Source organism: Streptomyces sp. NPDC050423, assembly GCF_040655445.1.
In the GTDB taxonomy this organism is placed as follows: domain Bacteria; phylum Actinomycetota; class Actinomycetes; order Streptomycetales; family Streptomycetaceae; genus Streptomyces.
Map to the genome: position 1 here is coordinate 37,678 of NZ_JBFAJY010000035.1, position 23,646 is coordinate 61,323.

The following is a 23,646-nucleotide window of genomic DNA, read 5'->3' on the forward strand; positions in this document are numbered from 1 at the left end:
TTCACTTGCCCGTCCTCTTGGGTCCGTCGGCGCGCGGGCGGCCCGGCGGCCGGTCGCGTACGGCGATGAAGCGCGCGATGCCCACCGAACCGGTGAAGCCGAGGAAGGCCAGCACCAGCATGATCGGGAAGTAGAAGGGGTCGCGTGCGAAGGCCGACTTGGCGCCGAGGCCGGCGATGATCAGGGCCGCGCAGACATCCAGTGAGATCGCGCGGTCAAGCATGGAGGGGCCCAGCCAGATACGGGTCAGCAGACCCGCTCCGGCGATGACGATCACGACGACGGCCGCGATGAGCAGCACCCGGTCGACGGTCTCCGGAACGCTCATGCGTCCTCCCCCTGGTCTCCCGGCTGCTCGCCGGTGTGTGGTGCGGTCGGTGGCGGCGGAACGGCGACGCGGGCGATCTCGTCGCGGGTGCCGAAGGCCCGGACCGTCAGCTCCTCCAGGCGCCACACGGAACGCCGGGCCGCGGCCAGTTCGGCGGGCCGGTCCGCGTCGAGGACGTGCAGGAAGACGGTGGCTGTGGCGCGGCGCACCTCGACGACCGATCCGCCGGGCACGTTGGACACCGTGACGGCGGTCGCCGTGAGCATCAGGTCCGAGCGGCAGCGCAGGGGTACGGCGATCACGGCGGCACGGTGCGGACGGTCGGCGAAGATCTGCCGGGTGACCCGCACTGCGGAGGTGTACATGTGGAGGAGCAGGAAGCCGGCCAGCCGCAGGATGCCCCACGGGTGCAGGCGGAGCCCGAGGTCGACCTGCGGCAGCGGGAACGCCAGGCAGACCGCGACCGCGACCACCGCGCCGGTCAGCAGATTGGCCCAGTGCAGGCCGGACCAGAGCAGTACCCAGATGACGGTGAGCCAGGCGATCAGCGGCAGGTCGAGCACCCGCCCGCGGCGGCCGCCGAACTCGCAGCTGAACGGCGGCAGGTCCTTGTTCCGGTAGGAGAACCTGATCAGTCGTCTCACCGTCCGAGCACCGCCTCGATATAGGGGGAGCGTGCGATGAGTTCGGCGGCCGAGCGGTCGGTGTACGAGGTCAGCGGCCCGGCGAACACGGTGAAGGCGAGTCCGAGCGCGACCGTCGCCGCGGTGGCCCAGGTCATCGGCCGCGGCAGCTTCGTCGTCGTGGTGACGGCGTGACCGTGCAGGGTGGCCGCCACCGCGCGTCCGGCCGGCTGGTGGCGGGTTCGTACCCCTTCGTCGCCGGTACCGGGCATCCGGTCCGGGCCCTCGTCGGCATCGCTGTCGTCCTCCTCGTCGGACTCCAGGACCGTGCCGTCCAGCGCCTGCCCGGGGGGTGCGGCCCGCCAGAACGCCAGGTTCCACACCTTGGCCATCACGTACAGCGTGAGAAGGCTGGTCGCCGTCGATCCGATGACGAGGATCCAGGCCCAGACACCGCCGTCGGCGACACCGGCGCGCATGAGCCCGAGCTTGCCGATGAATCCGGACAGCGGCGGGATCCCGGCCAGGTTCATCGCGGGTACGAAGAAGAGGACGGCCAGGAGCGGTGCGGCTCTGGCGATTCCGCCGAGCCGGGTGAGTTCGGTGGTCCCGCCCCGCCGTTCGATCAGGCCGGCCACCAGGAAGAGCGTGGTCTGCACGGTGATGTGGTGGACGACGTAGACGATCGCGCCGCCGTACGCCTCCCGGGAGGCGAGCCCGATGCCGAAGATCATGTAGCCGATGTGGCTGATGAGGGTGAAGGAGAGCAGCCGCTTCAGGTCGGTCTGGGCCACGGCCCCCAGGATGCCGACGACCATCGAGGCGAGGGCGGCGGCCATCAGCAGATCGCCGAGCCGGTTGCCGGGGAAGAGCAGGGTCTCGGTGCGCAGCATGCAGTAGACGCCGACCTTGGTGAGCAGTCCGGCGAAGACCGCGGTGACCGGGGCGGGCGCGGTCGGGTAGGAGTCGGGGAGCCATGCGGCGAGCGGGAAGACGGCGGCCTTGATGGCGAAGACGGTCAGCAGCATCGCCTGGATCAGGGTCTGGACGCCCAGCGGGAGTGCGGTCAGGCGCCCGGCCAGCTGGGCGAAGTTGGCGGTGCCGGTGGCCGCGTACGTCATGGCGATGGCGGTGAGGAAGAGCATCGAGGAGAAGAGGGAGATGATCACGTAGGTGGAGCCCGCGCGGACCCGGGAACCGGTGCCGCCGAGCGTGAGCAGGACGAAGCTGGCGACCAGCATGATCTCGAAGCCGACGTAGAGGTTGACCAGGTCACCGGCGAGGAAGGTGCAGGAGACCCCGGCGACCAGGATCAGGTAGGCGGGGTGGAAGACCGCCACGGGTGTCTCCTCGTCCCGGTCGGCCATGCCCTGGCCGATGGAGTAGACGAGGACGCAGAGGGTGACGGCGGAGGAGACCGTCAGCATCAGCCCGGAGAGCCGGTCGGCGACCAGGGTGATGCCGAGCGGCGGCGCGAAGTCGCCGAGGTGGACGGTGAGCGGGCCGTCCATGTCGGCGGCGATCATCAGGGTGACCGAGAGGCCCAGTACGGCGGTGAGCACGGCGACGCTGATGAAGCGCTGGACCTGTTTGAGCCGGGTGCCGAAGGCGAGGCTCAGGCCGGTGGCGCAGAGCGGCAGCAGCACCGGCAGCGGGACGAGTGCGTTCACCCGGTGTCTCCTCGGTTCGGGTCGTCGGGCGTGGTGCCGGGTCCGCCTGGTGCGGCGGGGCCCGGTTCCTCGGGAGGGCCGGGGCTCCCGTCGTCCGCCTGCGCCGCGTAGTGCTCCGGGTCCGCGCCCAGGACGTCGTGCCACAGGTCCCCGGACGCGTCCCGGCCGCGGGCCTGCAGGGCGCGGTCGGCACGCAGCCTGGCTCTCAGCCGGCGGCGCTCCGCGCGGTACCGGCGGCGCTCCTCGTCCGTACGCTCCGACTCGGCCCGGTACTGCTCGCGCAGTTCGTCGCGCTCCCCCAGCACCTCGGCGCGCAGCACGATGCGCCGGTCCTCGTCGTCGTCGTGGACCTCGTCCGTGCCGGTCAGCTGGTGGCTGCGGTAGGCCATGGCCAGGAGGAACGCGGTGGTGGCGAGGGTGATGACGATGGCGGTGAGGGCGATGGCCTGGGGCAGCGGATCGGTGACCTTGCTCAGCGCGACGCCGTAGAGCAGGGGTTCGCGGCCGGCCGTGCCGGTGGCGGACAGGACGAGCAGGTTGATGCCGTTGCCCGCGATCACCGCGCCCAGCAGGATCCGGGTGAGGGGCCGGGTGAGCATGAGGATGCCGCCGGCCGCGCACAGCACCGCGGCGGTGGCGAGGAGAGAGGCGCTGACGGTCATGGCGCGGAGCCCCCCGTCCCGGGCTCCGGCCGGGCGGCCGGTCCGGCCGTCCGGCGCGTCGCCTGTTCGGCGGCGGCCCGCTCGATCTGCCGGTCGATCTTGGCGCCGAGGGCCCGCACGATGTCCAGCACCACGCCCAGCACCAGGAGATAGACCCCGAAGTCGAAGATCACCGGCGTACCGAAGTGGTACGCACCGATCAGCGGCAGATGTCCATGGTGGGTCCAGGCGTGCAGGACCGTGCCGTCGGCGAGGCCCAGCAGGGCGACTCCGGTGGAGAGGAAGAGGCCGAGACCGGTGAAGAGTCCCGGCTGCAGCGGGGCGGCCTCGGCGAGTTCGAAGCGGCCTCCCGCCAGGTAGCGGGTGATCAGGGCGACTCCCGCGACCATCCCGCCGACGAAGCCGCCCCCCGGCATGTTCTCGGCGCAGAACAGCAGGTACACCGAGAGCACCAGGATCGGGTGGAACAGCAGCCGGGCCACCACCTCGAACACCACGGAGCGGTGCTCGGGCGCCAGCGTGGCGCCGGCCGCCAGCCAACCGCGCTCCGGCGCCCCCTCGTCGCCGTGCGGCAGCCCCGGCAGCCGGTTCGTGGTCACCGACCAGGCGGTGTGCCCCTGTCTCCCCGGGGGCGAGCCGGCTCCCTCGGCGCGGCGGTGCAGATAGATCAGGCTCGTCACACCGATCGCCGCGGCGGCGAGCACGGCGGACTCCCCCATCGTGTCCCAGGCCCGCAGGTCGACCAGGATGGTGGCCACCACGTCCTTGAGCCCGTGGCGCGCGGTCTCCTCGACCATGGCGGCGCCTGCCGGCTTCGCGGTACGCGCGGCCGCCGCGACCCACACCACCACGCTCAGGGTCGCCGCCGCGGCCAGCGCCACCGGGATGCGCACGGCACGCCGCCAGCCGCTGACGGACTCCTGGAAGTGCACCGGCATCCGTCGCAGCACCAGCACGAACACGATCATCGACACGGTCTCCACACAGAACTGTGTGAGCGCCAGGTCCGGACCGCCCTGGACGACGAAGAGCAACGCGGTCCCGTATCCGGTGAGTCCGCCCAGCACCACGGCCTTCATGCGTCGTCTGACGACGAGGCAGAACAGTGCCGCAGCACAGGTCAGTACGGCGACGGCGCCCTGGAGCGGTGCGTCCCAGAGCCGGGGCGCCACGGCACCTTCCCAGGGGCGGTCCACACCGAGCACGGCCAGCTGCCCGCCGAGCATCACGAGCAGCGTGGTGGCGAGGTAGACGGAGAGCGAGCCGCGCTGGACGAATCCGGTGATCTGGAGGGAGAGCCGCTCCAGGCCGAGCAGCAGATGGCCGAAGACGTTGTCGGCGGTCGGCCAGGCGATCCGCCGGGAGAGCCGGGTGACCTCTCCGCGCCACGCGAAGAGCGCGGCGCCGCCCGCCAGGGCGACGGCCGAGAGCAGCAGCGCGGTGCCGAGTCCGTGCCAGAGCGCGAGGTGGTACGGGTGCGCGGGGGCGGGGAAGGTGTCCGCGTACGCGCTCAGCAGCCGGTCGGTCCACCCGACGCCGGGCCCGAGTACCAGCCCGCAGGCGGCGAGCAGCGCGGGCGGGGCGAGGAAGGCCCAGCCGACCCGGTGGACCGGGGTGTCGCTGACGCCGGGTTTGCGCAGGAAGGCCCCCCAGACGAACCGGACGGTGTAGGCGACGGTCAGCATCGACCCCGCGACGGTGATGCCCAGCGCCCAGCGGTCCGCGGTGTCGCCGTGCAGCAGCGCCTCGAAGGCGGCCTCCTTCGCGGCGAAGCCCAGCAGTGGTGGCAGTGCGGCCATGGACCCGGCGGCGATCACGGCGACGGCGCAGACGTGCGGCAGCGCCCGTCCGACGCCGGAGAGTCTGCGCAGGTCCCGGGTGCCGGCCGCGTGGTCGACGATGCCGGTGACCAGGAACAGCGGCGCCTTGAACAGGGCGTGACCGAGGATCATCACGCCGGCGGCCAGCGCCGCGTCACGGCTGCCGACACCGGCGAGGAGCGTGAGGAAGCCGAGCTGGCTGACGGTGCCGTAGGCGAGGACGAGCTTGAGGTCGTTGAGCCGCAGCGCCCGCCAGCCGCCGAGCAGCATGGTCGCGGCGCCCAGGACCATCACGACGGGTCGCCACACGGGCACGTCGGCGAATCCCGGTGCGAGGCGGGCGACCAGGTAGACACCGGCCTTGACCATGGCGGCGGCGTGCAGGTAGGCGCTGACGGGGGTGGGCGCGGCCATGGCGTTCGGGAGCCAGAGACTGAACGGCCAGATCGCCGACTTGGACAGTGCCCCGCACAGGATCAGCACCACGGCCACCGAGACGGCGATGCCCGTCCGGGGCGGGTCCGCGAGGATCGCGGAGATCCGGTAGGTACCCGCCTCCTGACCGATGATCAGGAAGCCGATCAGCATGGCGAGACCGCCGAAGGTGGTGACGGTGAGTGCCTGGAGGGCGGAGCGGCGGCTGTGCCGGTGTTCGCTGTCGTATCCGATGAGCAGGTAGGAGAAGACCGTCGTCAGCTCCCAGAACACATAGAGCGAGATCAGGTCGTCGGTGAGGACGAGGGCGAGCATCGCCCCCGCGAAGGCGAGCAGGTTCCCGGCGAATCCCGCGAGTTGCGGAGTGTCGTCGGTGAAGTACGAGGCGCAGTAGAGCAGGACGAGCGTGCCGACACCGGCCGCGAGCAGCACCATCAGTTCGGCGAGCGCGTCGAGGCGCAGGCCGAGGGAGACGTCGTAGGCCGGGATCCAGTTCCACGACCAGGTGACCGAGGATCCGGAGGCCGCGGTGTCCCACTGGGCGAGGGCCCAGCAGGTGGTGGCCGCCGGTGGCAGGGCGAGTACGACGAAGGCGCGCCTGCCCAGTCGCCGGACCAGCGGGCGGGCGCACGCGGCCAGGACGAAGTGGCAGACGATGAGCGCGGTCATACGGCTCCGCGGGGAGACCCGGCGCGGGATGCCGCTGAATCGGGTGTCGCAGAACAGAGTGTCGCGGAACAGAGCGTCGCAGGACGGACAAAGAGCACTAAATACAGATATATCCCTGAACCGGCTTCACCCGTACGGCGCGCCGCGCCCACCCGGGCGCACTCAGATCGGTCGCGGCAGCTCCGCGCGTAGATGGTGAAGACGTGAGTGATCAGTGTTGTACATGTGAGCCCGCTTCCTTTTCATTTTTACAGTGTGGCTAATATCTATCTGTCGAAGTTCTAAACGGATTTGACCAGTCGTGAGGCTGGCATCATCGCCAAGGAGCATGCCCTGCGCACGCGCGCGTCTCGGCGGAGCGAATCGACCACCATGTCGCTGCGGACGGCCCTGCTCGTACTGGCCATCGTCCCCGGTGTCGCACTGGCCGCCCTCTGGGCCGTCACCAGTGGTCAGACTCTGCTCGACTTCCAGAGCCAGGCAGCCCAGGGACAGTTGGCCCAGAAAGCCGGCCAGCCGTCCAATATCGTGTATTACAACTTGCAGGAGGAGCGTCGGCTGAGCGCCGAGACTCTGGCCCGCCACGGAGGTGTCACCGACGCGCTGCGCAAGCAGCGCAAGCTGACCGACGAAGCGATCACCAGCTTCCAGTCGCTCTCGGGCGTGACCGCCGACGACGCGCCCGGCGAGGTCCGGGACGCGGTCGGCCAGGCCCGCGAGGCGATCAATCAACTGCCCGCGCAACGCACCCTCGTGGACGAGGGCGGCAACGACCAGCAGAAGGCCGTGTACGGCTACTACACGGATCTGATCGCGGTCGACCTGAAGCTGTTCACCGCGCTCAGCCATGTGGACAACGGCAAGATCACCACACTCTCGCAGCCGCTGGTCGACCTGTTCTGGACCAAGGAGATGATCTCGCGCTCGGACGCCCTGCTGGCCCGTGGCTGGCCGAAGGGCAAGCTGAGCACGGAGGACCTCCAGCAGGTACGGCAGGCCGTCTCCAGCCAGTCGTTCCAGTACTCCGACAAGGTCGCCCCCTACCTTCCGCCGGACGAGAAGGCGATGTGGGACGAGATCGCGAGCAGTCCCGCCTGGAAGACCAAGACCCAGGTGGAGACGCAGGTGCTGCGGCCCGCCGACCCGGACAGTGCCGGATTCGTCAGCCTCGGCGCCCAGGAGAAGACCTGGCGCGGCGCGATGGACCAGCTCACGCCCCAGCTCGTGAAGCTGATGGAGCACCGCACCGCCCTGGTGGTCGAGAACGGCAAGGACAGCGTCGTCTCGCTGCTGATCAGGGTCGTCCTGACCACGGTGATCGGCCTCCTCGCGGTCATCGCGGTCATCTGGATCACCTGGCGCCTCACCCGTAACCTGCGCCGCCGCATCGGCCGGCTCCAGGAGCGGGCCGAGGAGCTGGAGAAGACGCTGCCCGATGTCATCGACCGGCTCGCCAAGGGCGAACGCATCGATGTCGAGGCCGAGGCCCGTGCCATCGCGCACGACGCCAGGAGCAGTAAGTCGGACGAGCTGACGCAGCTCGGCAACGCCCTCAACCTGGCCCGCACCAGCGCCGTGCAGGCGGCCGTCAAACAGGCCGACCAGCACCGCGGCTTCGAGCGGCTGCTGCAGCGCATCGCGCGCCGCACCCAGCAGTTGATCGGCCAGCAGCTGAAGAAGCTGGACGAGCTGGAGCGCAAGCACGAGGACCCCGAGATCCTGGACGGCCTCTTCGACCTCGACCACCTCACCGCCCGGCTCCGGCGCTACGAGGAGAACCTGGTGATCCTCGCCGGCGGCTCCCCGCACCGGCGCTGGCGCAAGCCCGTTCCGCTGCTGGACGTCATGCGTTCCGCCCAGGGCGAGGTGCAGGACTACCGGCGCGTGGTGCTGGATCTGGACGGCACCCCGTGGCTCACGGAGCGAGCCGTAGGACCGGTCTCCCACGTGCTCGCCGAACTGATCGAGAACGCCCTCAGCTTCTCCAGGCCGCCCAGCCCCGTCGAGGTCAGGGCCGCCCGGGTGAGCCGGGGTCTGGCCATCGAGGTCGAGGACCGCGGGCTCGGCATGGACGAGCAACAGCTGTCCGAGGCGAACGAGCTGATGAGCCGTCCGCCCAGGATGGACGTGCTGGCCCACTCCGACGACATCCGTCTCGGCCTGTACGTGATCGCACGCCTCGCCGACCAGCACGGCCTGCGGGTGGAGTTCCGCCCCTCGGCCTTCGGCGGCACCCGCGTCGTCGTGCTCGTCCCCGACGCGCTCACGGTCCCCGAGCCGCGAACCGGCCCGGTGGGCGTGCCGTCCCCCGAGGAGGCCGCCCCGGCCCCCGCGCCGCCCGCCGCGACCGGCGACGGAGAGGCGCTGCCCAGCCGGGGCCGCGGCCAGGCCCTCGCCGGGGTCACCGCGCTGCACGCGTCCGGCGCACCGTTCGATGCCACCGCGGCTCCCTACAGCGCGGCCCCGTACACCGTGGCGTCCGAGCCCTTCCCCGACCGGGAGGGGCCGCGGCCGCAGCCCGCGCCCGCCGACGACCCGTTCGGCGACACCGAGCACCCGTTCCCGCCGTACACCGGAACCGCGCCCGGGACATCCCCGTACGGTTCCGCCGGACCGGCGTCCCCGTACGGCAGCTCCCACGAGGACCCGTACGCCCCGGCCGAGCAGCCGTACATGAAGGCTGAGGGCCAGTACCCCGTACCGCACCAGCCGTATCCCACGCCGGAGGAGCCGTACATGACTCCGCAACAGCCGTACACGGGACCGTATCCGGCGGGCCGCGCCGGGGACCCGAACGGATTCCCGGTCCCCGGTGTCCGGCAGCCGGACCCGGCCGCCGGACAGCACACACAGCTGCCGGTGGCCGAGCCCGACCATCCTGCTCCGCCGTCGCCGGAGGCCATCGCTCCCGGTGACGGGTCCGGCCGGCCCGCGCTGCCGGCCCCGCCCGCCGCGGAACCCCCGTTGCCGCGCCGGGTACGGCAGGCCAGCCTCGCCGACGAGCTGCGGATCGCCCCGGCCGCCCGGCCTGCCGCGTCGCAGCCGCCGAACCGGGACAACAACCCACCGCTCCGGCCGGCCCCCCGTCGGGCCGGAGCCGCGATCGGAGCCTTCCAGCGCCGGTCCCGCGCCGCCCGCGCGACAGATGAAGCGCCGACGGAGCCCGACCCGCCCGCCCACCACCCCACGAGAGAAGAACGGTCATGACACGCACAACCGCCACTCACCAGGACCTCGACTGGCTGCTCGACGGTCTCGTGGACTCGGTGGCCGAGACCCTGAACGCCGTGCTGCTCTCCGACGACGGCCTGGTGGTGAGCCATTCGCGCACCGTCGAGCGCGCCGACGCGGAGCGGCTGGCCGCCATCTGCACCGGCCAGCAGAGCCTGGCCCGCGGTGTCGGGCAGCTCTTCAACGGCGGCGGCGTGCACCAGGTGATCGTCGAGCTGTCGGACCTGTGGCTCTTCATCATCTCGGCCGCCCAGGGCACGCACCTGGCCGTCGTCGCCTCCCAGGAGGTGGATGCCGAGATCATGTCGCTGGCCATGCACAACCTGGTCCAGCAGGTCGGCCAGAAGCTCAGCACCCCGGTGCGCGGTGACTTCGACGCCTTCGGCGGCGGGGACGGGCCGCACGCGTGACCCCGCACTGGGAGGACGAGGAGACGGAGGAGGACGGCGCGGGCACCATGGTGCGCCCGTACACCATCACCCGTGGCCGGACCGCCCCCGAGCGGGACGACTTCACCCTCATCACCGTACTGACGACCGCACACGACCCGCGGGACGAACACGGCGCGGCGGCCCGGCCCGGCCGGCTCCAGCCGGAGCACCGGATGATCCTGGATCGCTGCCGGCGTCCCGCGGCGGTCGCCGAGGTCTCCGCCGACCTCAACCTCCCGGTCTCGGTGACCAAGATCCTGCTGGCGGACCTGGTGTCCCACGGCCTGCTGCTCGCCCGCGCCCCGCTCTCGGTGGCACGGGCGGCCGGCGGCGCGGACATGGGCGTGCTGGCCGCTGTTCGCGACGGACTCCGGAGACTCTGAGTAAAGATGACAAGCAGTTACGCGGCCCCCGCCGCCGTCAAGATCCTTATCGCCGGTGGCTTCGGCGTCGGCAAGACCACTCTGGTGGGCGCCGTCAGTGAGGTCGCGCCCCTGCGTACCGAGGAGTTCCTGACCAAGGCCAGCATCGGCGTCGACGACCTGGCCGGTGTCGGCCAGAAGGACACGACCACCGTGGCGCTGGACTTCGGCCGGATCACGGTCAGTCCCGAGCTGGTCGTCTACCTCTTCGGCACACCGGGCCAGGAGCGTTTCTGGTTCATGTGGAACGACCTGGTCAACGGCGCACTCGGTGGCGTCGTGATCGCCGACACCCGCCGGCTGGAGACCAGTTTCGCCTCGATCGACTTCTTCGAGAGCCGTGACATCCCGTTCGTGGTGGCGATCAACTGCTTCCACGGCCACAACACCCGTACGGCGGACGAGGTCAGGGCGGCGCTCGACCTCGACCCCCACGTCCCCCTGCTGGTCGGCGATGTGCGCGACCGGCCGTTCGGCCGGGACGTGCTGCTGGCCCTGGTGGACCACCTGATGAGCCTGCCCGTCGCGGCCGGCTGACGTGTCCCCTGCCCGTAAAGTCCTTTCGCTGATTCAGGCTGTTTTCCGCTGACTCCCGCTCTGGAGAGATCCCCTATGGCAACACCCCTGCGCGTCCTGATACACGGCGGCGGCATCGGCGGGCTGACGCTCGCCACCGCCCTGGCCCGGCGCGGCCACACCGTCGAGGTCGCCGAGCTCCGCGACCAGCTCGACGCACTCGGCGTCGGCATCATCCAGCCGTCCAACGCCCTCCACGTCATGCGGGAGATCGGGGTGCTCGACGACTGCCTCAAGGCGGGCTTCGAGTGGGAGGTGCTGACCATCGCGGACCCGGCCGGCAACACCCTGGCGGAGATTCCGCAGCCCCGGATGGGTGACGCGCCCTCCAACAACGGCATCCCCCGCACCGCCCTGGCGCAGGTGCTCGGCGGCGCCGCCGCGGCGGCCGGGGCCACGATCCGTTTCGGCACCACCATCGCCAAGCTCGCGGACGACGGCGAGGGAGTGAACGTCACCCTGTCCGACGGCTCGGCCGCACGCTGGGACCTGGTCGTCGGCTTCGACGGCATCGGCTCGCCGCTGCGCAGCCGGCTGTACGGCAACCGTTTCGTCCCCGAGTACACCGGCTTCGCCAACTGGCGTGTCACCGTGCCCCGTCAGGAGCGGGTGCGGGGTGTCGTGATGAGTACCGCGGGCCAGGCCGCCAAGGCGCTGCTCACCCCGATCACGGACGAACTGATGTACCTGGGCGCGGTGTTCGCGGAGTCCGAGGACTTCCGGCCCGACCCGGAGAAGGCCCACGAGCAGCTCAAGGAGCGGCTCCCGATGTTCTCCGGGCCGGTCGCCGAGGCACTCGCCTCGGTCACCGGACCCGAGGACGTGGTGTACTCGCGGATCTCTCAGGTGACTGTCGAGGAGCCGTGGCACATCGGCCGCGTCGTCCTGGCCGGTGACGCCGCGCACGCGAGCACCCCGCACATCGCGCAGGGTGCGGCGATGGCCGTGGAGGACGCGCTGGTGCTCGCGGAGTCGCTGGACGCCGAGCCGGACGTGGCGGCCGCGCTCGACCTCTGGGAGGGGCGCCGCCGTCCCCGTGCCATGTGGGTGCAGGCCATGTCGCGGGCCGTCCTCAAGCAGGAGACGGGCGGCGAGATGACGCCCGAGGAGGACGAGCTGCTGAAGGTCGGCATTCCGGGTGCGGCCCACGTGCTGGTGAAGCCGTACTGATCACGCGCTGACCGCTCCGTGCGCGTCGGCACGCCCCCTGCGGGCCCGGATTCCCGGGCTCGCAGGGGGCGTTCGCGGTGTCCGGCCCGCTCAGGGCAGCACCGCCACTCCGTCGATCTCGACGAGCGCCTGCTCGTCCCAGAGCCGCGCCGCCCCGATCACGGCCATCGCGGGGTAGTCGCGGCCCGCAAGCCGCCGCCAGATCCGCCCCAGTTCGGCGGCGTTCACCCGGTAGTCGGCGACATCGGTGGCGTAGACCGTGACCCTGGCCAGGTCCGCCGGGGCGCCGCCCGCTGCGCGCAGGGCGGCGAGCAGATTGGTGAGGGCGGTGGCGAACTGCTCGGGCAGGGTGGATCCGACGATGACGCCCCGCTGGTCGAGGGCGGTCTGCCCGGCCAGGAAGACCAGTTGGCTCCCGGTGGCGGTGACCGCGTGCGAGAAACCCGCGGGCGGCGAGAGTTCGACGGGGTTGATGCGGTGGATCGGGCTCATGCGGACGGCTCCCGGTTCGCGTACAGCTCCTTGGCGATGATCGTGCGCTGCACCTCGCTGGCACCCTCGTAGATCCGCGGGGCGCGGACCTCCCGGTAGAGGTGTTCGAGCAGGTGGCCGCGGCGCAGGGCGCGGGCGCCGTGCAGTTGGACGGCGGTGTCCACGACGTACTGCGCGGTCTCGGTCGCGAACAGCTTCGCCATGGCGGCGCGGCGCGGGACGCCCGGCTCCCCCGCGTCGTACGCGGCGGCGGCCGCGTACACCAGCAGCCGCGCGGCCTCGGTGCGGGTGGCCATCTCCGCGACCTGGTGGGCGACGGCCTGGAGATCCTTGAGCGGGCCGCCGAACGCGGTGCGCTCCTCGGTGTGTGCGACGGTGGCGTCGAGGGCGGCGCGGGCCATGCCGACGGCGAAGGCGCCGACGCTCGGCCGGAACAGGTTGAGGGTGTTCATGGCGACCCGGAAGCCCCGGTCCGGTTCCCCGAGCACGTCGTCGGGGGTGACCGGTACACCGTCGAAGGTGAGGGCCCCGATCGGGTGCGGCGAGAGCATGTCCAGGGAGTCGCCGGTCAGCCCGGGGCGGTCGGCCGGGACCAGGAACGCGGTGACGCCGCGGGCTCCCGCGCCCCGCGTCGTACGGGCGAAGACGGTGTAGAAGTCGGCCTCGGGGGCGTTGGAGATCCAGCACTTCTCGCCGGTCAGCCGCCAGCCGTCCGGCGCGGGCGCGGCGTCGAGCGCGAGGGCCGCCGCGTCCGACCCGGCCCCCGGCTCGCTGAGCGCGAAGGCGGCGACGGCGCGGCCCGCGCGGACCTCGGGCAGCCAGCGTTCCCGGTGGGCCGCGGTACCCGCCTGGAGCACTGGGCAGGTGCCGAGCCCCTGGAGCGCCAGGGCGGTCTCGGCCTCCGTGCAGCCCCGGGCGAGGGACTCGCGCAGCAGGCAGAGGTCGAGGGCGCCGGAGCCCAGCAGCCGGTCCAGCAGGCCCAGCTCGCCGAGGGCGGCGAGGAGCGGCCGGTTGACGTGACCGGGCTCGCCCTTCTCCGCGAGCGGGCGCAGCCGCTGCTCGGCGAGGGTGCGCAGTTCCTCGCACCAGGCGGTCCGGTCCGGATCGAGCGAGAATGCCGTCATACCGGCGCCTCTCTTGTCGGAGTCCCGTCGGAAGCATGAAGCATGCCGTTCGCTCGCGGGCTCTGTGCGTGCCTTCTGCCGTGAGCTCTGCGCATGCCTTCTCTCGCGCCTTGCCTGGATATCCCGTTTTATCGCGGACCGTTGACTACCGTCACCTAAACGATACGCTCCAGAGGCGACAAGGGGGCGATCCGTCATGGACCCGAAGACCTCAGCGCACATCGACAGCTTTGCCAGGGAACATCTGCCACCCGCCGACCAGTGGCCGGAACTGGTCTTCGACCTGCCCGAGCTGCACTATCCGGACCGGCTGAACTGCGCCGTCGAGCTCCTGGACCGCACGGCGGACCGCTTCGGAGCCGGCCGCCCCGCCTTCCGCACGCCGGACGGCGCTGTGATGAGTTATGGGGAGCTGCGGGACCGGGTCGACCGGATCGCCCATGTCCTCACCTCGGACCTGGGGGTCGTCCCCGGCAACCGCGTACTGCTGCGCGGCCCCACCACGCCCCACCTCGCCGCCTGCTGGCTGGCGGTGCTGAAGGCCGGGGCGATCGCCGTCACCGTACTGGCCCAGCAGCGGGCGGCCGAACTCGCCACGATCTGCTCGATCGCCCGGATCAGCCACGCCCTGTGCGACGTCCGCTCGGTCGACGACCTGGCGAGGGCCCGGGTGCCGGGGCTGCGGATCACCGCGTACGGCGGCGACGCCCCGGACGACCTGCTGCGGCTCGCCGCCGCCCGGCCCGGCCCCTACCGGGCCGTGGACACCGCGTCGGACGATGTCGCACTGATCGCCTTCACCTCGGGGACCACCGGCCGCCCCAAGGGCTGCATGCACCTGCACCGCGATGTGCTGGCCATCGCCGACACCTTCTCCCGGCACGTCCTGCGGCCGGTGCCCGACGACGTGTTCGCCGGCAGCCCGCCGCTCGGCTTCACCTTCGGGCTCGGCGGCCTTGTGGTCTTCCCGCTGCGGGCCGGCGCCTCGGCGCTGCTGCTGGAACAGGCCGGCCCCAAGGTGCTGCTGCCGGCCCTCGCCGCCCACCGCGTCTCGGTGCTCTTCACGGCTCCCACCGCCTACCGGGTGATGCTCGACCAGCTCGACGCGTACGACCTCCCCGCGCTGCGCCGCTGTGTGTCGGCGGGCGAGAACCTGCCCGTCGCGACCTGGCGGTCCTGGTACGAGCGGACCGGTCTGCGCATCATCAACGGCATCGGCGCCACCGAGCTGCTGCACATCTTCGTCTCCGCGGCCGACGACGCGATCCGCCCCGGCACCACCGGCGTCCCGGTACCCGGATGGCAGGCCCGGGTGGTCGACCGGGACGGCGCGGCGGTGCCGGACGGCGAGCCCGGCCTGCTGGCCGTACGCGGACCGGTCGGCTGCCGCTACCTCGCCGACGAACGGCAGCGGGAGTACGTACGGCACGGCTGGAACCTCACGGGCGACACCTACGTGCGCGACGCGGACGGCTACTTCCACTACGTGGCCCGCGCCGACGACATGATCATCTCCTCCGGCTACAACATCGCGGGCCCCGAGGTCGAGGACGCGCTGCTGCGCCACCCGGAGGTGGCGGAGGCCGCGGTGGTGGGCCGCGAGGACGAGCTGCGCGGCCGGATCGTGGCCGCGTACGTGGTCCTGCGGGAGGGCTCCACGCTCTCGGCCGACGCGCTGCGTGCCTTCATGAAGACGGAGCTGGCCCCGCACAAATGCCCGCGCCTCATCACCTTCCTGCCCGCGCTCCCGCGTACCGCGACGGGCAAACTGCAACGGTTCCGGCTGCGCGAGGGCGAACAGGGTGCCGGTCCTCCCGCTCCGGGCCGAGAATGATCACATGGCCGAACCGCACGCACCCCGCTCGCTGATCGTCACCCTCTACGGTGCCTACGGCCGGACCCCCGACGACGCCCCGCTGCCGGTCGCCGGACTCATCCGGCTGCTGGCTGCCGTCGGCGTGGACGCCCCCGCCGTACGGTCATCCGTCTCCCGGCTGAAGCGGCGCGGGCTGCTCGCCGCGGCCCGTACGGCGGACGGGGCCGCCGGCTACGCGCTCTCGGCCGACGCCCGCCAGCTGCTCGACGACGGCGACCGGCGGATCTACCGGCACCCGGCGCCCCGGCTCGGCGACGGCTGGGTGCTCGCGGTGTTCTCCGTACCGGAGGCCGAGCGTCACAAGCGGCACCTGCTGCGCTCGCGGCTGGCCCGGCTGGGCTTCGGCACGGCAGCCCCCGGCGTCTGGATCGCCCCGGCCGGGCTGTACGACGAGACCCGGCACACCCTGGAGCGCCTCGAACTGGCCCCGTACGTCGACCTGTTCCGCGGCGACCACCTGGGTTTCGCCGCCACCGCGGAGTCGGTGGCGCGCTGGTGGGACCTGGACGCGATCGCCCGGCTGCACCGCGACTTCCTGGAGCGGCACGAACCGGTGCTGCGGGCCTGGGAGTCGCGGGGGGACGCGGCAGCCGATCCCGAGCTCGCCTACCGCGACTACCTGACCGCGCTGGACTCCTGGCGCCAGGTGCCGTACGCGGACCCGGGGCTGCCGCGCGAGCTGCTGCCGGACGAGTGGCCGGGCGGCCGGTCGGCGGAGGTCTTCGGGCTGCTGCACGAGCGGCTGCGGGACGCGGGGGCGGAGTTCGTGCGCGCGTAATACAGGTGCTGCCCGGGTGGCCCGCCCGGCAGAATGCGGGTGTATGACCTGGACCTTCACTGACGATGTCGACGTGTTCCTCGACGCGGCCGGCGCCTCCCTCGCCGCCCGGCCTGCCGAGAACACCCTCGCGCTGACCGTCACCGCGTCCTTGCGACGCAATGGCCCGCACACGTTCACCGATCACGCCCCGGTGCTGGGCTGGTGGCGCGGGGCGGACGGTGCGGTGGCGGGGACCGTGGTACGGACACCGCCCCGTCCGGCGCTGCTGAACGGGCTCGTCCCGGAGGCGGTCGGTCCGCTGCTGGCCGCCCTCCCGCTCACCGGCGTCAACGCGGACCGGGCCACAGCCGTGGCGGTGGCGGCCCACTGGCCGGGGCACCGCCTCGACGAGGAGCAGCGGCTCTACCGGCTGGGCGAGTTGATACCGCCCTCGCCGGCTCCCGGTGGCCGGGCAAGGGCCGCGACCGGGGCGGACCGGGAACTGCTGCTGGGCTGGTTCCGCGCTTTCGCCGCCGAGATCGGCGAGCCGGCCGGGCACCCGGAACGGGGGGTGGACGAGCGGACGGCCGAAGGGCGGCTGACGCTCTGGGAGGACGGCGGCGTCCCCGTGTCGATGGCGGGCGTCTCGCCGCGGATCGCGGGCACGGTACGGGTCGCGCCGGTCTACACCCCGCCCGAGCACCGCGGCCGGGGCTATGCGGCGGCGGTGACCGCGCAGATCAGCCGGACGGCCCGGGAGGCGGGCGCGGACGAGGTGCTGCTCTTCGCCGACCTGGCCAACCCCACCAGCAACGGCGTTTACGTACGCATCGGCTACCGGGCGGTCTCCGACCGGATGCTGATCAGCGTGGAGCGAAGCGATGGCTGAGACTCCCGAGCCGGTATGGCCGGTCGCGGCGAACGTGGTGCGGTGGAGGCGGTACGGGGAGCTGGGGCCGGAGTTCCGCGCCGGCACGAAGGGCGTTCCGGGGCGGGGCGAAGGTCTACGTCCACGCGTGCCTGACGTCAGAGGCTGTCAGCCCAGAGTGAGCCGCGGTTTCGGTGCGTCGGTGCGGCCGGTCGGCGGGGTGCGGCTGCCCGCGCGGTACGGGAGCGGCCAGGGCGCGCCCGGACCCGCGTAGCCCTGCTCGGCCGCCGCGTGCAGCGTCCAGTGCGGGTCGTACAGGTGCGGGCGTGCCAGGGCGCAGAGGTCGGCGCGGCCCGCCAGCAGCAGGGAGTTGACGTCGTCCCAGGAGGAGATGGCGCCCACCGCGATGACGGGCACGCACAGGGTGTTGCGAATCCGGTCGGCGTACGGGGTCTGGTAGGAGCGCCCGTACTCGGGCCGCTCGTAGGGGACGACCTGGCCGGTGGACACGTCGATGGCGTCGGCTCCGTGGGCGACGAACGCGCGGGCGATCTCGACGGCGTCCTCGGCCGTGGTGCCGCCCCGGGCCCAATCCGTGGCGGAGATCCGGACCGTCATCGGACGGTCCTCGGGCCACCGTTCACGGACGGCGTCGAAGACTTCGAGCGGGTAGCGGAGCCGGTTCGCCAGTGATCCGCCGTACCAGTCGGTGCGGTGGTTGGTGAGCGGCGAGAGGAAGCCGGAGAGCAGGTAGCCGTGGGCGCAGTGGAGTTCGAGGAGGTCGAATCCGCAGGCGCCGGCGCGGTGGGCGGCGTCCGTGAACTGCTCGCGCACCGCGTCGAGACCCGCCCGGTCCAGGGTGTGCGGTACCTGGTTGACCCCTTGCGCGTACGGGATCGGGGAGGCGGCCACGAGTGGCCAGCCGCCCTCGTCGAGCGGCTGGTCGATGCCGTCCCACATCAGCTTGGTGGAGCCCTTGCGACCGGAGTGGCCGAGCTGGACGCCGATGGCGGTGCCGGGCGACGTGGTGTGTACGAAGTCGGTGATCCGGGTCCAGGCGATGGCCTGTGCCGAGGTGTAGAGGCCGGTGCAGCCGGGGGTGATGCGGCCCTCGGGGCTCACGCAGACCATTTCCGTCATGACGAGCCCGGCGCCGCCGAGCGCCCTCGCCCCCAGGTGGACGAGGTGGAAGTCCCCGGGGACTCCGTCGGTGGCCGAGTACATGTCCATGGGCGACACGACGACCCGGTTGCGCAGCTCAAGCCCGCGCAGCCGCAGCGGGGTGAACATCGGCGGGGTGCCGGGCGGGCAGCCGAACTCCTCCTCGACGGCCGCGGCGAACCCGGCGTCGCGCAGCCGCAGATTGTCGTGGGTGACGCGGCGGCTGCGGGTGAGGAGGTTGAACGCGAACTGGCGGGGCGGCTGGTCGACGTACGTGCCCAGCTCCTCGAACCAGCGCAGGCTGGCGGCCGCGGCGCGCTGGGTCGATTCGACGACGGGCCGGCGCTCGCTCTCGTACGCGGCGAGGGCGGCGGGCAGGCCGGGCTGTTCCTCGATGCAGGCGGCGAGCGCGAGGGCGTCCTCGACGGCGAGTTTGGTGCCGGAGCCGATGGAGAAGTGCGCGGTGTGGGCGGCGTCGCCGATGAGGACCGTGTTGCCGTGCGACCAGTGGGCGTTGACGACGGTGCTGAAGGTGAGCCAGGAGGAGTTGTTGGAGCGCAGCGGCCGGCCGCCGAGCGCGCCGGCGAAGATCGCGGCGCAGTGCCGGGTCGACTCGGCCGGGTCGCGGGTGTCGAATCCGGCGGCCCGCCAGACCTCCTCGCGCATCTCCACGATGACGGTCGAGGCGTCCGGGGAGAACGGATAGCCGTGCAGCTGCATCACGCCGTACGCGGTCTCGGCGGTCTCGAAGCGGAAGGCGTCCAGGGCGAAGTCGGCGGCGAGCCAGATGTAGCGGCAGCGGTGGGTGGTGACGCGGGGGCCGAAGCTGTCGGCGTGGGCGGTGCGGGTGGTGCTGTGCACCCCGTCGGCGGCGATCACCAGGTCGTACGAGGCGGCGAGTTCGGCGGCGGGCGGGGCCTCCGTGCGGAAGTGGAGCCGGACCCCGAGGGACGCGCAGCGCTCGTGCAGGATCTCCAGGAGGCGGCGGCGGCCGAGCGCGGCGAAGCCGTGACCGCCGGAGGTCTGGGTGTGGCCGCGGTGGACGATGTCTATGTCGTCCCACCGGACGAACTCCTGCTGGAGCGCGCGGTGGACGGTGGGGTCGGCGTGCTCGATGCCGCCGAGCGTCTCGTCGGAGAGGACGACGCCGAAACCGAAGGTGTCGTCGGGGGTGTTGCGCTCCCAGAGGGTGATCTCGCGCTCGGGGTCCAGCCTCTTGAGCAGCGCCGCGGCGTAGAGCCCGCCGGGTCCGCCGCCGATGACGGCGATACGGTGCGGGCCGGCCGACGGGTTGTCGGGGTGCGGGCCCCCGGACGCCGTCATCGCGCTACCGGCCTTGCCACTTCGGCGGCCGCTTCTCGGTGAAGGCGGCGTGGAACTCGGCGTAGTCCTCGCCGTGCATCAGCAGGGCCTGGGTGGCGGCGTCCATCTCGACGGCGGCGGCCAGCGGCATGTCGAGCTCGGCGGTGAGCAGCGCCTTCGTCTGGGCGAGGGCGAGGGCGGGGCCGTCCGCGAGGCGGCGGGCGAGCTCCGCGGCCCGCTCGTCGGCGCGGCCCTCCTCGGTCAGTTCGCTGATCAGCCCGATGCGGTCGGCCTCGGGCGCGTGGACGGGTTCGCCGAGCATCAGCAGCCTGGTGGCATGGCCGAGACCCACCACCCGCGGCAGCAGATAGGCGGCGCCCATGTCGCCGCCGGAGAGCCCGACCCGGGTGAAGAGGAAGGCGAACCGGGCCGTCGGGTCGGCGATCCGGAAGTCGGCGGCCAGCGCGAGGACGGCGCCCGCTCCCGCGGCGATCCCGTGCACGGCCGCGACGACGGGGAACGGGCATTCGCGCAGGGCCCGTACGACCTGACCGGTCATCCGGTTGAAGTCCAGCAGCTGGGCGGTGTCCATCGCGAGGGTGGCGCCGATGATCTCGTCCACATCGCCGCCGGAGCAGAAGCCGCGCCCCTCACCGGCCAGGACCAGGGCCCGCACGGTGCGCTCCCTGGACAGCTCGGCCAGCAGATCACGCAGATCGGCGTAGGCGCCGAAGGTCAGCGCATTGAGTTTCTCGGGGCGGGCGAGGGTGACGGTGGCGACACCGTCGCGCGTGGTGACCCGGAGATGGCGCCAGTTCTCCGTACGTGGTGCGGAGCTGGGAAACGGGCTCATGGAGGGTGGTCCCCTTCAGCCGTCGGGCTGCTGCTTGCGTCGAATTTATCACTCGTACGTGACTCCCGTCACGAGTACGCGATATGCAGAGCGTGAGTCCGTTGTGACGAAAGTCCCCTTCGTGCCGGTCGACAGCCCCTTGTCCGGGCCATGGGGCTTCGTATGGTTGAAACCAAGAAGTAATGCGTTCCATGAACGTCCCGACCCCCCCGAATGGAACCCCCCTCCGTGCCCCCCTATGTCCCCGCCCCCGCCTCCTGGCGGATCGCACTGCCGCACTCGGCCGCGGCCGTGCCGATGGCCCGCGCCCTGATCCGTGCGGCGCTGGCGGACATCGAGGCGCCGGCAGACAGCGACACCGCCGAACTGCTCACCGCCGAACTGGTCACCAACGCCGTGGAGCACACCCCCGGCGACGATCCCATCGACCTCGTGGTGGAGCTGCTGCCGACCGGCTGCCAGGTGGAGGTGCACGACCACGACCCCGCCCCGCCGGGCGATCTCTCCAGTCCCGTGCCGGGCAGCGAGCCGGACCCCTGGCAGGAGCACGGCAGGGGGCTGCTGCTGATCCGCACCCTCAGCTCGTCCTGCGGTCACCGCACGACGGAACGCGGCAAGGCCGTGTGGTTCACCCTGCCCTCGCCCGCCCCTCCGGTGGTCTGACCGGGCGGGCGTGAGGCCCTGCGGTCAGCCCGCGGGGCGGCGCCGAGGACTGCGGCCAGACCCGTTCAGGACCCGGCCAGCGTCGCGACCAGCACCGCCTTGATCGTGTGCATCCGGTTCTCCGCCTCGTCGAAGACGACCGAGTGGGCGGACTCGAAGACCTCGTCGCTGACCTCCAGCTCGGTCAGACCGTGCCGGGCGTGGATCTCCCGCCCGACCTTGGTGCCGAGGTCGTGGTAGGCCGGGAGGCAGTGCAGGAACTTCACGTCGGGGTTGGCGGTGGCCCGCAGGACGTCCATGGTGACGGCGTACGGCGCGAGGGCGACGATCCGCTCGTCCCAGACCTCCTTGGGCTCCCCCATCGAGACCCACACGTCGGTGGCGACGAAGTCGGCGCCGCGTACGCCCTCGGCGATGTCCTCGGTGAGCGTGACGGTCGCCCCGCTGCCCTCGGCGAGCCTGCGGGCCTCCGCGACGATCCCGTCGGCGGGCCAGTAGGCCTCCGGCGCGACGATCCTCACGTCCATGCCCAGCAGGGCGCCGGTGACCAGGTAGGAGTTGCCCATGTTGAACCGGGCGTCGCCTAGGTAGGCGAACGCGATCCGCTCCAGCGGCTTGGTGCTGTGCTCGGTCATGGTGAGGTAGTCGGCGAGCATCTGGGTGGGGTGCCAGTCGTCGGACAGCCCGTTGAAGACGGGCACCCCGCCGTACGCCGCCAGCTCCTCGACGGCCGCCTGACTGTCGCCCCGGTACTCGATCCCGTCGAACATCCGGCCGAGGACACGTGCGGTGTCCTTCACCGACTCCTTGTGGCCCATCTGGGAGCCGGAGGGGTCCAGATAGGTCGTGGACGCGCCCTGGTCGGCGGCGGCCACCTCGAACGCGCACCGGGTACGGGTCGAGGTCTTCTCGAAGATCAGCGCGATGTTCCGGCCCCGCAGCCACTGCACCTCGGTCCCCGCCTTCTTCGCGGCCTTCAGCTCCGCGGCCAGGTCGATCAGGCCGCGGAACTCCTCGGCCGTGAAGTCCAGCTCCTTGATGAAGTGGCGGCCTGCGAGGTCTATGGCCATGGTGACTGCTCCTGGGTCGGGCGGGGGGACGCATACGGTAACCCTGGAAGTCTATACGATGCCATGCATCGCTATACAGAGCGGTTTCGATACCCCGCACACCTCACCCATACCCGCAACCGTACGCACCGGACCGGCCGCACCGCTCGCACCGCTCGCACCGCTCGCACCGGTCACACCGGATCGCGGACCACCGGACAGCTCATGCAGCGGGGTCCGCCCCGGCCCCGGCCCAGTTCGCTGCCTCGGATCTCGATGACCTCGATTCCTTCCTTGCGCAGGTGGGTGTTGGTGGTGGCATTGCGCTCGTAGGCGACGACGACGCCCGGTTCGACGGCCAGGACGTTGCAGCCGTCGTCCCACTGCTCGCGCTCGGCGGCGTGCACGTCCTGGATGGCGGTGAGGACCCGGATCGAGTCCAGGCCCAGCGCCTCGGCGATGGCGCGGTGCATGTGCTCGGGCGGATGGTCGGTGACCTTGAGGTCACGCGGGCCGTCTCCAGGCTCGATGGTGTACGAGCGGAGCATGCCCAGGCCCGCGTACTTGGTGAAGGTGTCCCCGTCGACCATCGTCATCACCGTGTCCAGGTGCATGAACGCCCGGCTCTTGGGCATGTCGAGCGCCACGATCGTGCGGGCGGACCCGGCGTCGAAGAGTCCGCGGGCCAGCATCTCCACCGCCTGCGGGGTCGTGCGCTCGCTCATCCCGATGAGGACGGCTCCCCGGCCGATGACCAGGACGTCGCCGCCCTCGATGGTGGAGGGGTAGTCGTCCTGCCCCTCCGACCAGTGGTGGAAGGCGCCCGCGTCGGGACCGGTGAAGAGCGGATGGTGCCGGTAGATCGCCTCGAAGTGGACGGTCTCGCGCTGCCGGGCCGGCCAGCGCATGGCGTTGATGGAGACCCCGTCGTAGATCCAGGCCGAGGTGTCACGCGTGAAGAGGTGGTTCGGCAGCGGCCCGAGCAGGAAGTCGTCCAGGTCCATGACGTGGAAGCGCACCGAGGTCGGCTCGCGGTGCCGCTCCAGGAACTCCCGCTTGGTCATCCCGCCGACCAGCGCCTCGCAGAGTTCGGGGGCGGTCAGCTCCTCGAAGGCGGCCCGCAGATGCTCGGTGGCGAGCGGGCCGTACTCCTTCTCCTCGAAGACCCGGTCCAGCACGAGCCGCCGGGCCACCGGGATCTCCAGCGACTCGCGGAGCAGATCCCCGAAGAGGTGCACCTCCACGCCTCGGTCGCGCAGCACGTCCGCGAAACCGTCGTGCTCCTGGCGGGCCCGGCGCACCCAGAGCACGTCGTCGAAGAGCAGCGCGTCCTTGTTGCTCGGGGTGAGCCGTTTCAGTTCCAGATCGGGGCGGTGCACGATGACGCGGCGCAGCCGCCCGGCCTCGGAGTCGACATGGAATCCCATGCCCGTATCCTCACCGCGCGGAGCGCCGTTCACC

Annotated in this window: 20 protein-coding genes; 9 read left to right on the forward strand and 11 right to left on the reverse strand. The window is 71.9% G+C overall.

The window, feature by feature from the left end; translation table 11 throughout:
- Position 1: 1 nt before the first annotated feature.
- From AB0I52_RS24185 to AB0I52_RS24205, 5 genes are read right to left on the reverse strand one after another with little or no spacing between them, the layout of a single operon-like run.
- Positions 2 to 328 (reverse strand): MrpF/PhaF family protein, encoded by a 327-nt coding sequence (locus AB0I52_RS24185; protein WP_363075793.1) that lies wholly within the window; start codon positions 326 to 328, stop codon positions 2 to 4.
- The gene (locus tag AB0I52_RS24190) at positions 325 to 972 is read right to left on the reverse strand and encodes a Na+/H+ antiporter subunit E (RefSeq protein WP_363075795.1); all 648 of its coding nucleotides are present in this window, start codon (positions 970 to 972) and stop codon (positions 325 to 327) included. Before AB0I52_RS24190 ends, AB0I52_RS24185 begins: the two co-directional genes overlap by 4 nt.
- Positions 969 to 2,621 carry a Na+/H+ antiporter subunit D gene (locus AB0I52_RS24195; RefSeq protein ID WP_363075797.1) on the reverse strand — a complete coding sequence of 551 codons (1,653 nt, stop codon included), beginning with the start codon at positions 2,619 to 2,621 and terminating at the stop codon, positions 969 to 971. The genes AB0I52_RS24190 and AB0I52_RS24195 overlap by 4 nt, the downstream gene beginning before the upstream one ends.
- Positions 2,618 to 3,283, reverse strand: a complete 666-nt coding sequence (locus tag AB0I52_RS24200; protein WP_363075799.1) for a Na(+)/H(+) antiporter subunit C — start codon at positions 3,281 to 3,283, stop codon at positions 2,618 to 2,620. The genes AB0I52_RS24195 and AB0I52_RS24200 overlap by 4 nt, the downstream gene beginning before the upstream one ends.
- Complete coding sequence (locus AB0I52_RS24205; protein WP_363075801.1) at positions 3,280 to 6,207, reverse strand: Na+/H+ antiporter subunit A; 2,928 nt, start codon at positions 6,205 to 6,207, stop codon at positions 3,280 to 3,282. The genes AB0I52_RS24200 and AB0I52_RS24205 overlap by 4 nt, the downstream gene beginning before the upstream one ends.
- Before the next feature lie 372 nt (positions 6,208 to 6,579).
- On the opposite strand from AB0I52_RS24205, the gene AB0I52_RS24210 reads away from it, so the two are divergent.
- The 5 genes from AB0I52_RS24210 (at position 6,580) to AB0I52_RS24230 (ending at position 12,037) form a co-directional block, all read left to right on the forward strand.
- Positions 6,580 to 9,414, forward strand: coding sequence for a nitrate- and nitrite sensing domain-containing protein (locus AB0I52_RS24210; RefSeq protein ID WP_363075803.1), 2,835 nt, complete (start codon positions 6,580 to 6,582; stop codon positions 9,412 to 9,414).
- Positions 9,411 to 9,848: a roadblock/LC7 domain-containing protein gene (locus AB0I52_RS24215; protein WP_123463130.1), complete on the forward strand. Its 438-nt coding sequence runs from the start codon at positions 9,411 to 9,413 to the stop codon at positions 9,846 to 9,848. Before AB0I52_RS24210 ends, AB0I52_RS24215 begins: the two co-directional genes overlap by 4 nt.
- Positions 9,849 to 9,895: 47 nt before the next feature.
- Positions 9,896 to 10,252: a DUF742 domain-containing protein gene (locus AB0I52_RS24220; protein WP_362962833.1), complete on the forward strand. Its 357-nt coding sequence runs from the start codon at positions 9,896 to 9,898 to the stop codon at positions 10,250 to 10,252.
- Between the two features lie 6 nt (positions 10,253 to 10,258).
- Entirely contained in the window at positions 10,259 to 10,828 is a 570-nt protein-coding gene (locus tag AB0I52_RS24225; RefSeq protein WP_362962772.1) for an ATP/GTP-binding protein, read from the forward strand.
- A 75-nt stretch (positions 10,829 to 10,903) separates the two neighbouring features.
- Positions 10,904 to 12,037 carry an FAD-dependent monooxygenase gene (locus tag AB0I52_RS24230; RefSeq protein ID WP_363075805.1) on the forward strand — a complete coding sequence of 378 codons (1,134 nt, stop codon included), beginning with the start codon at positions 10,904 to 10,906 and terminating at the stop codon, positions 12,035 to 12,037.
- 90 nt (positions 12,038 to 12,127) lie between these two features.
- Here the strand turns inward: AB0I52_RS24230 and AB0I52_RS24235 are convergent, their stop codons facing one another.
- Together AB0I52_RS24235 and AB0I52_RS24240 are read right to left on the reverse strand one after the other, a co-directional pair.
- Positions 12,128 to 12,529 (reverse strand): RidA family protein, encoded by a 402-nt coding sequence (locus tag AB0I52_RS24235; RefSeq protein ID WP_363075807.1) that lies wholly within the window; start codon positions 12,527 to 12,529, stop codon positions 12,128 to 12,130.
- Entirely contained in the window at positions 12,526 to 13,653 is a 1,128-nt protein-coding gene (locus AB0I52_RS24240) for an acyl-CoA dehydrogenase family protein (RefSeq protein ID WP_363075809.1), read from the reverse strand. Before AB0I52_RS24240 ends, AB0I52_RS24235 begins: the two co-directional genes overlap by 4 nt.
- A gap of 196 nt (positions 13,654 to 13,849) precedes the next feature.
- On the opposite strand from AB0I52_RS24240, the gene AB0I52_RS24245 reads away from it, so the two are divergent.
- Genes AB0I52_RS24245 through AB0I52_RS24255 form a run of 3 tightly spaced genes read left to right on the forward strand, consistent with a single transcriptional unit; the run spans position 13,850 to position 17,178 of the window.
- Positions 13,850 to 15,487, forward strand: coding sequence for an AMP-binding protein (locus tag AB0I52_RS24245; protein WP_363075811.1), 1,638 nt, complete (start codon positions 13,850 to 13,852; stop codon positions 15,485 to 15,487).
- Positions 15,488 to 15,491: 4 nt separating this feature from the next.
- Complete coding sequence (locus AB0I52_RS24250) at positions 15,492 to 16,307, forward strand: PaaX family transcriptional regulator C-terminal domain-containing protein (protein WP_363075813.1); 816 nt, start codon at positions 15,492 to 15,494, stop codon at positions 16,305 to 16,307.
- Between the two features lie 43 nt (positions 16,308 to 16,350).
- A complete protein-coding gene (locus tag AB0I52_RS24255) occupies positions 16,351 to 17,178 on the forward strand; it encodes a GNAT family N-acetyltransferase (protein WP_363075815.1) in 828 nt (275 codons plus the stop codon).
- A gap of 147 nt (positions 17,179 to 17,325) precedes the next feature.
- Here AB0I52_RS24255 and AB0I52_RS24260 read toward each other — a convergent pair whose 3' ends face one another.
- Both AB0I52_RS24260 and AB0I52_RS24265 read right to left on the reverse strand, forming a co-directional pair.
- Positions 17,326 to 19,641 carry a bifunctional salicylyl-CoA 5-hydroxylase/oxidoreductase gene (locus AB0I52_RS24260; RefSeq protein ID WP_363075817.1) on the reverse strand — a complete coding sequence of 772 codons (2,316 nt, stop codon included), beginning with the start codon at positions 19,639 to 19,641 and terminating at the stop codon, positions 17,326 to 17,328.
- A gap of 4 nt (positions 19,642 to 19,645) precedes the next feature.
- Complete coding sequence (locus tag AB0I52_RS24265) at positions 19,646 to 20,473, reverse strand: enoyl-CoA hydratase family protein (protein WP_363075819.1); 828 nt, start codon at positions 20,471 to 20,473, stop codon at positions 19,646 to 19,648.
- A gap of 228 nt (positions 20,474 to 20,701) precedes the next feature.
- On the opposite strand from AB0I52_RS24265, the gene AB0I52_RS24270 reads away from it, so the two are divergent.
- Positions 20,702 to 21,136 carry an ATP-binding protein gene (locus tag AB0I52_RS24270; protein ID WP_363075821.1) on the forward strand — a complete coding sequence of 145 codons (435 nt, stop codon included), beginning with the start codon at positions 20,702 to 20,704 and terminating at the stop codon, positions 21,134 to 21,136.
- Between the two features lie 65 nt (positions 21,137 to 21,201).
- Here the strand turns inward: AB0I52_RS24270 and argF are convergent, their stop codons facing one another.
- Entirely contained in the window at positions 21,202 to 22,206 is a 1,005-nt protein-coding gene (gene argF / locus AB0I52_RS24275) for an ornithine carbamoyltransferase (RefSeq protein WP_363075823.1), read from the reverse strand.
- A 173-nt stretch (positions 22,207 to 22,379) separates the two neighbouring features.
- Positions 22,380 to 23,612, reverse strand: coding sequence for an arginine deiminase (locus tag AB0I52_RS24280; protein WP_363075825.1), 1,233 nt, complete (start codon positions 23,610 to 23,612; stop codon positions 22,380 to 22,382).
- Between the last annotated feature and the right edge of the window lie 34 nt (positions 23,613 to 23,646).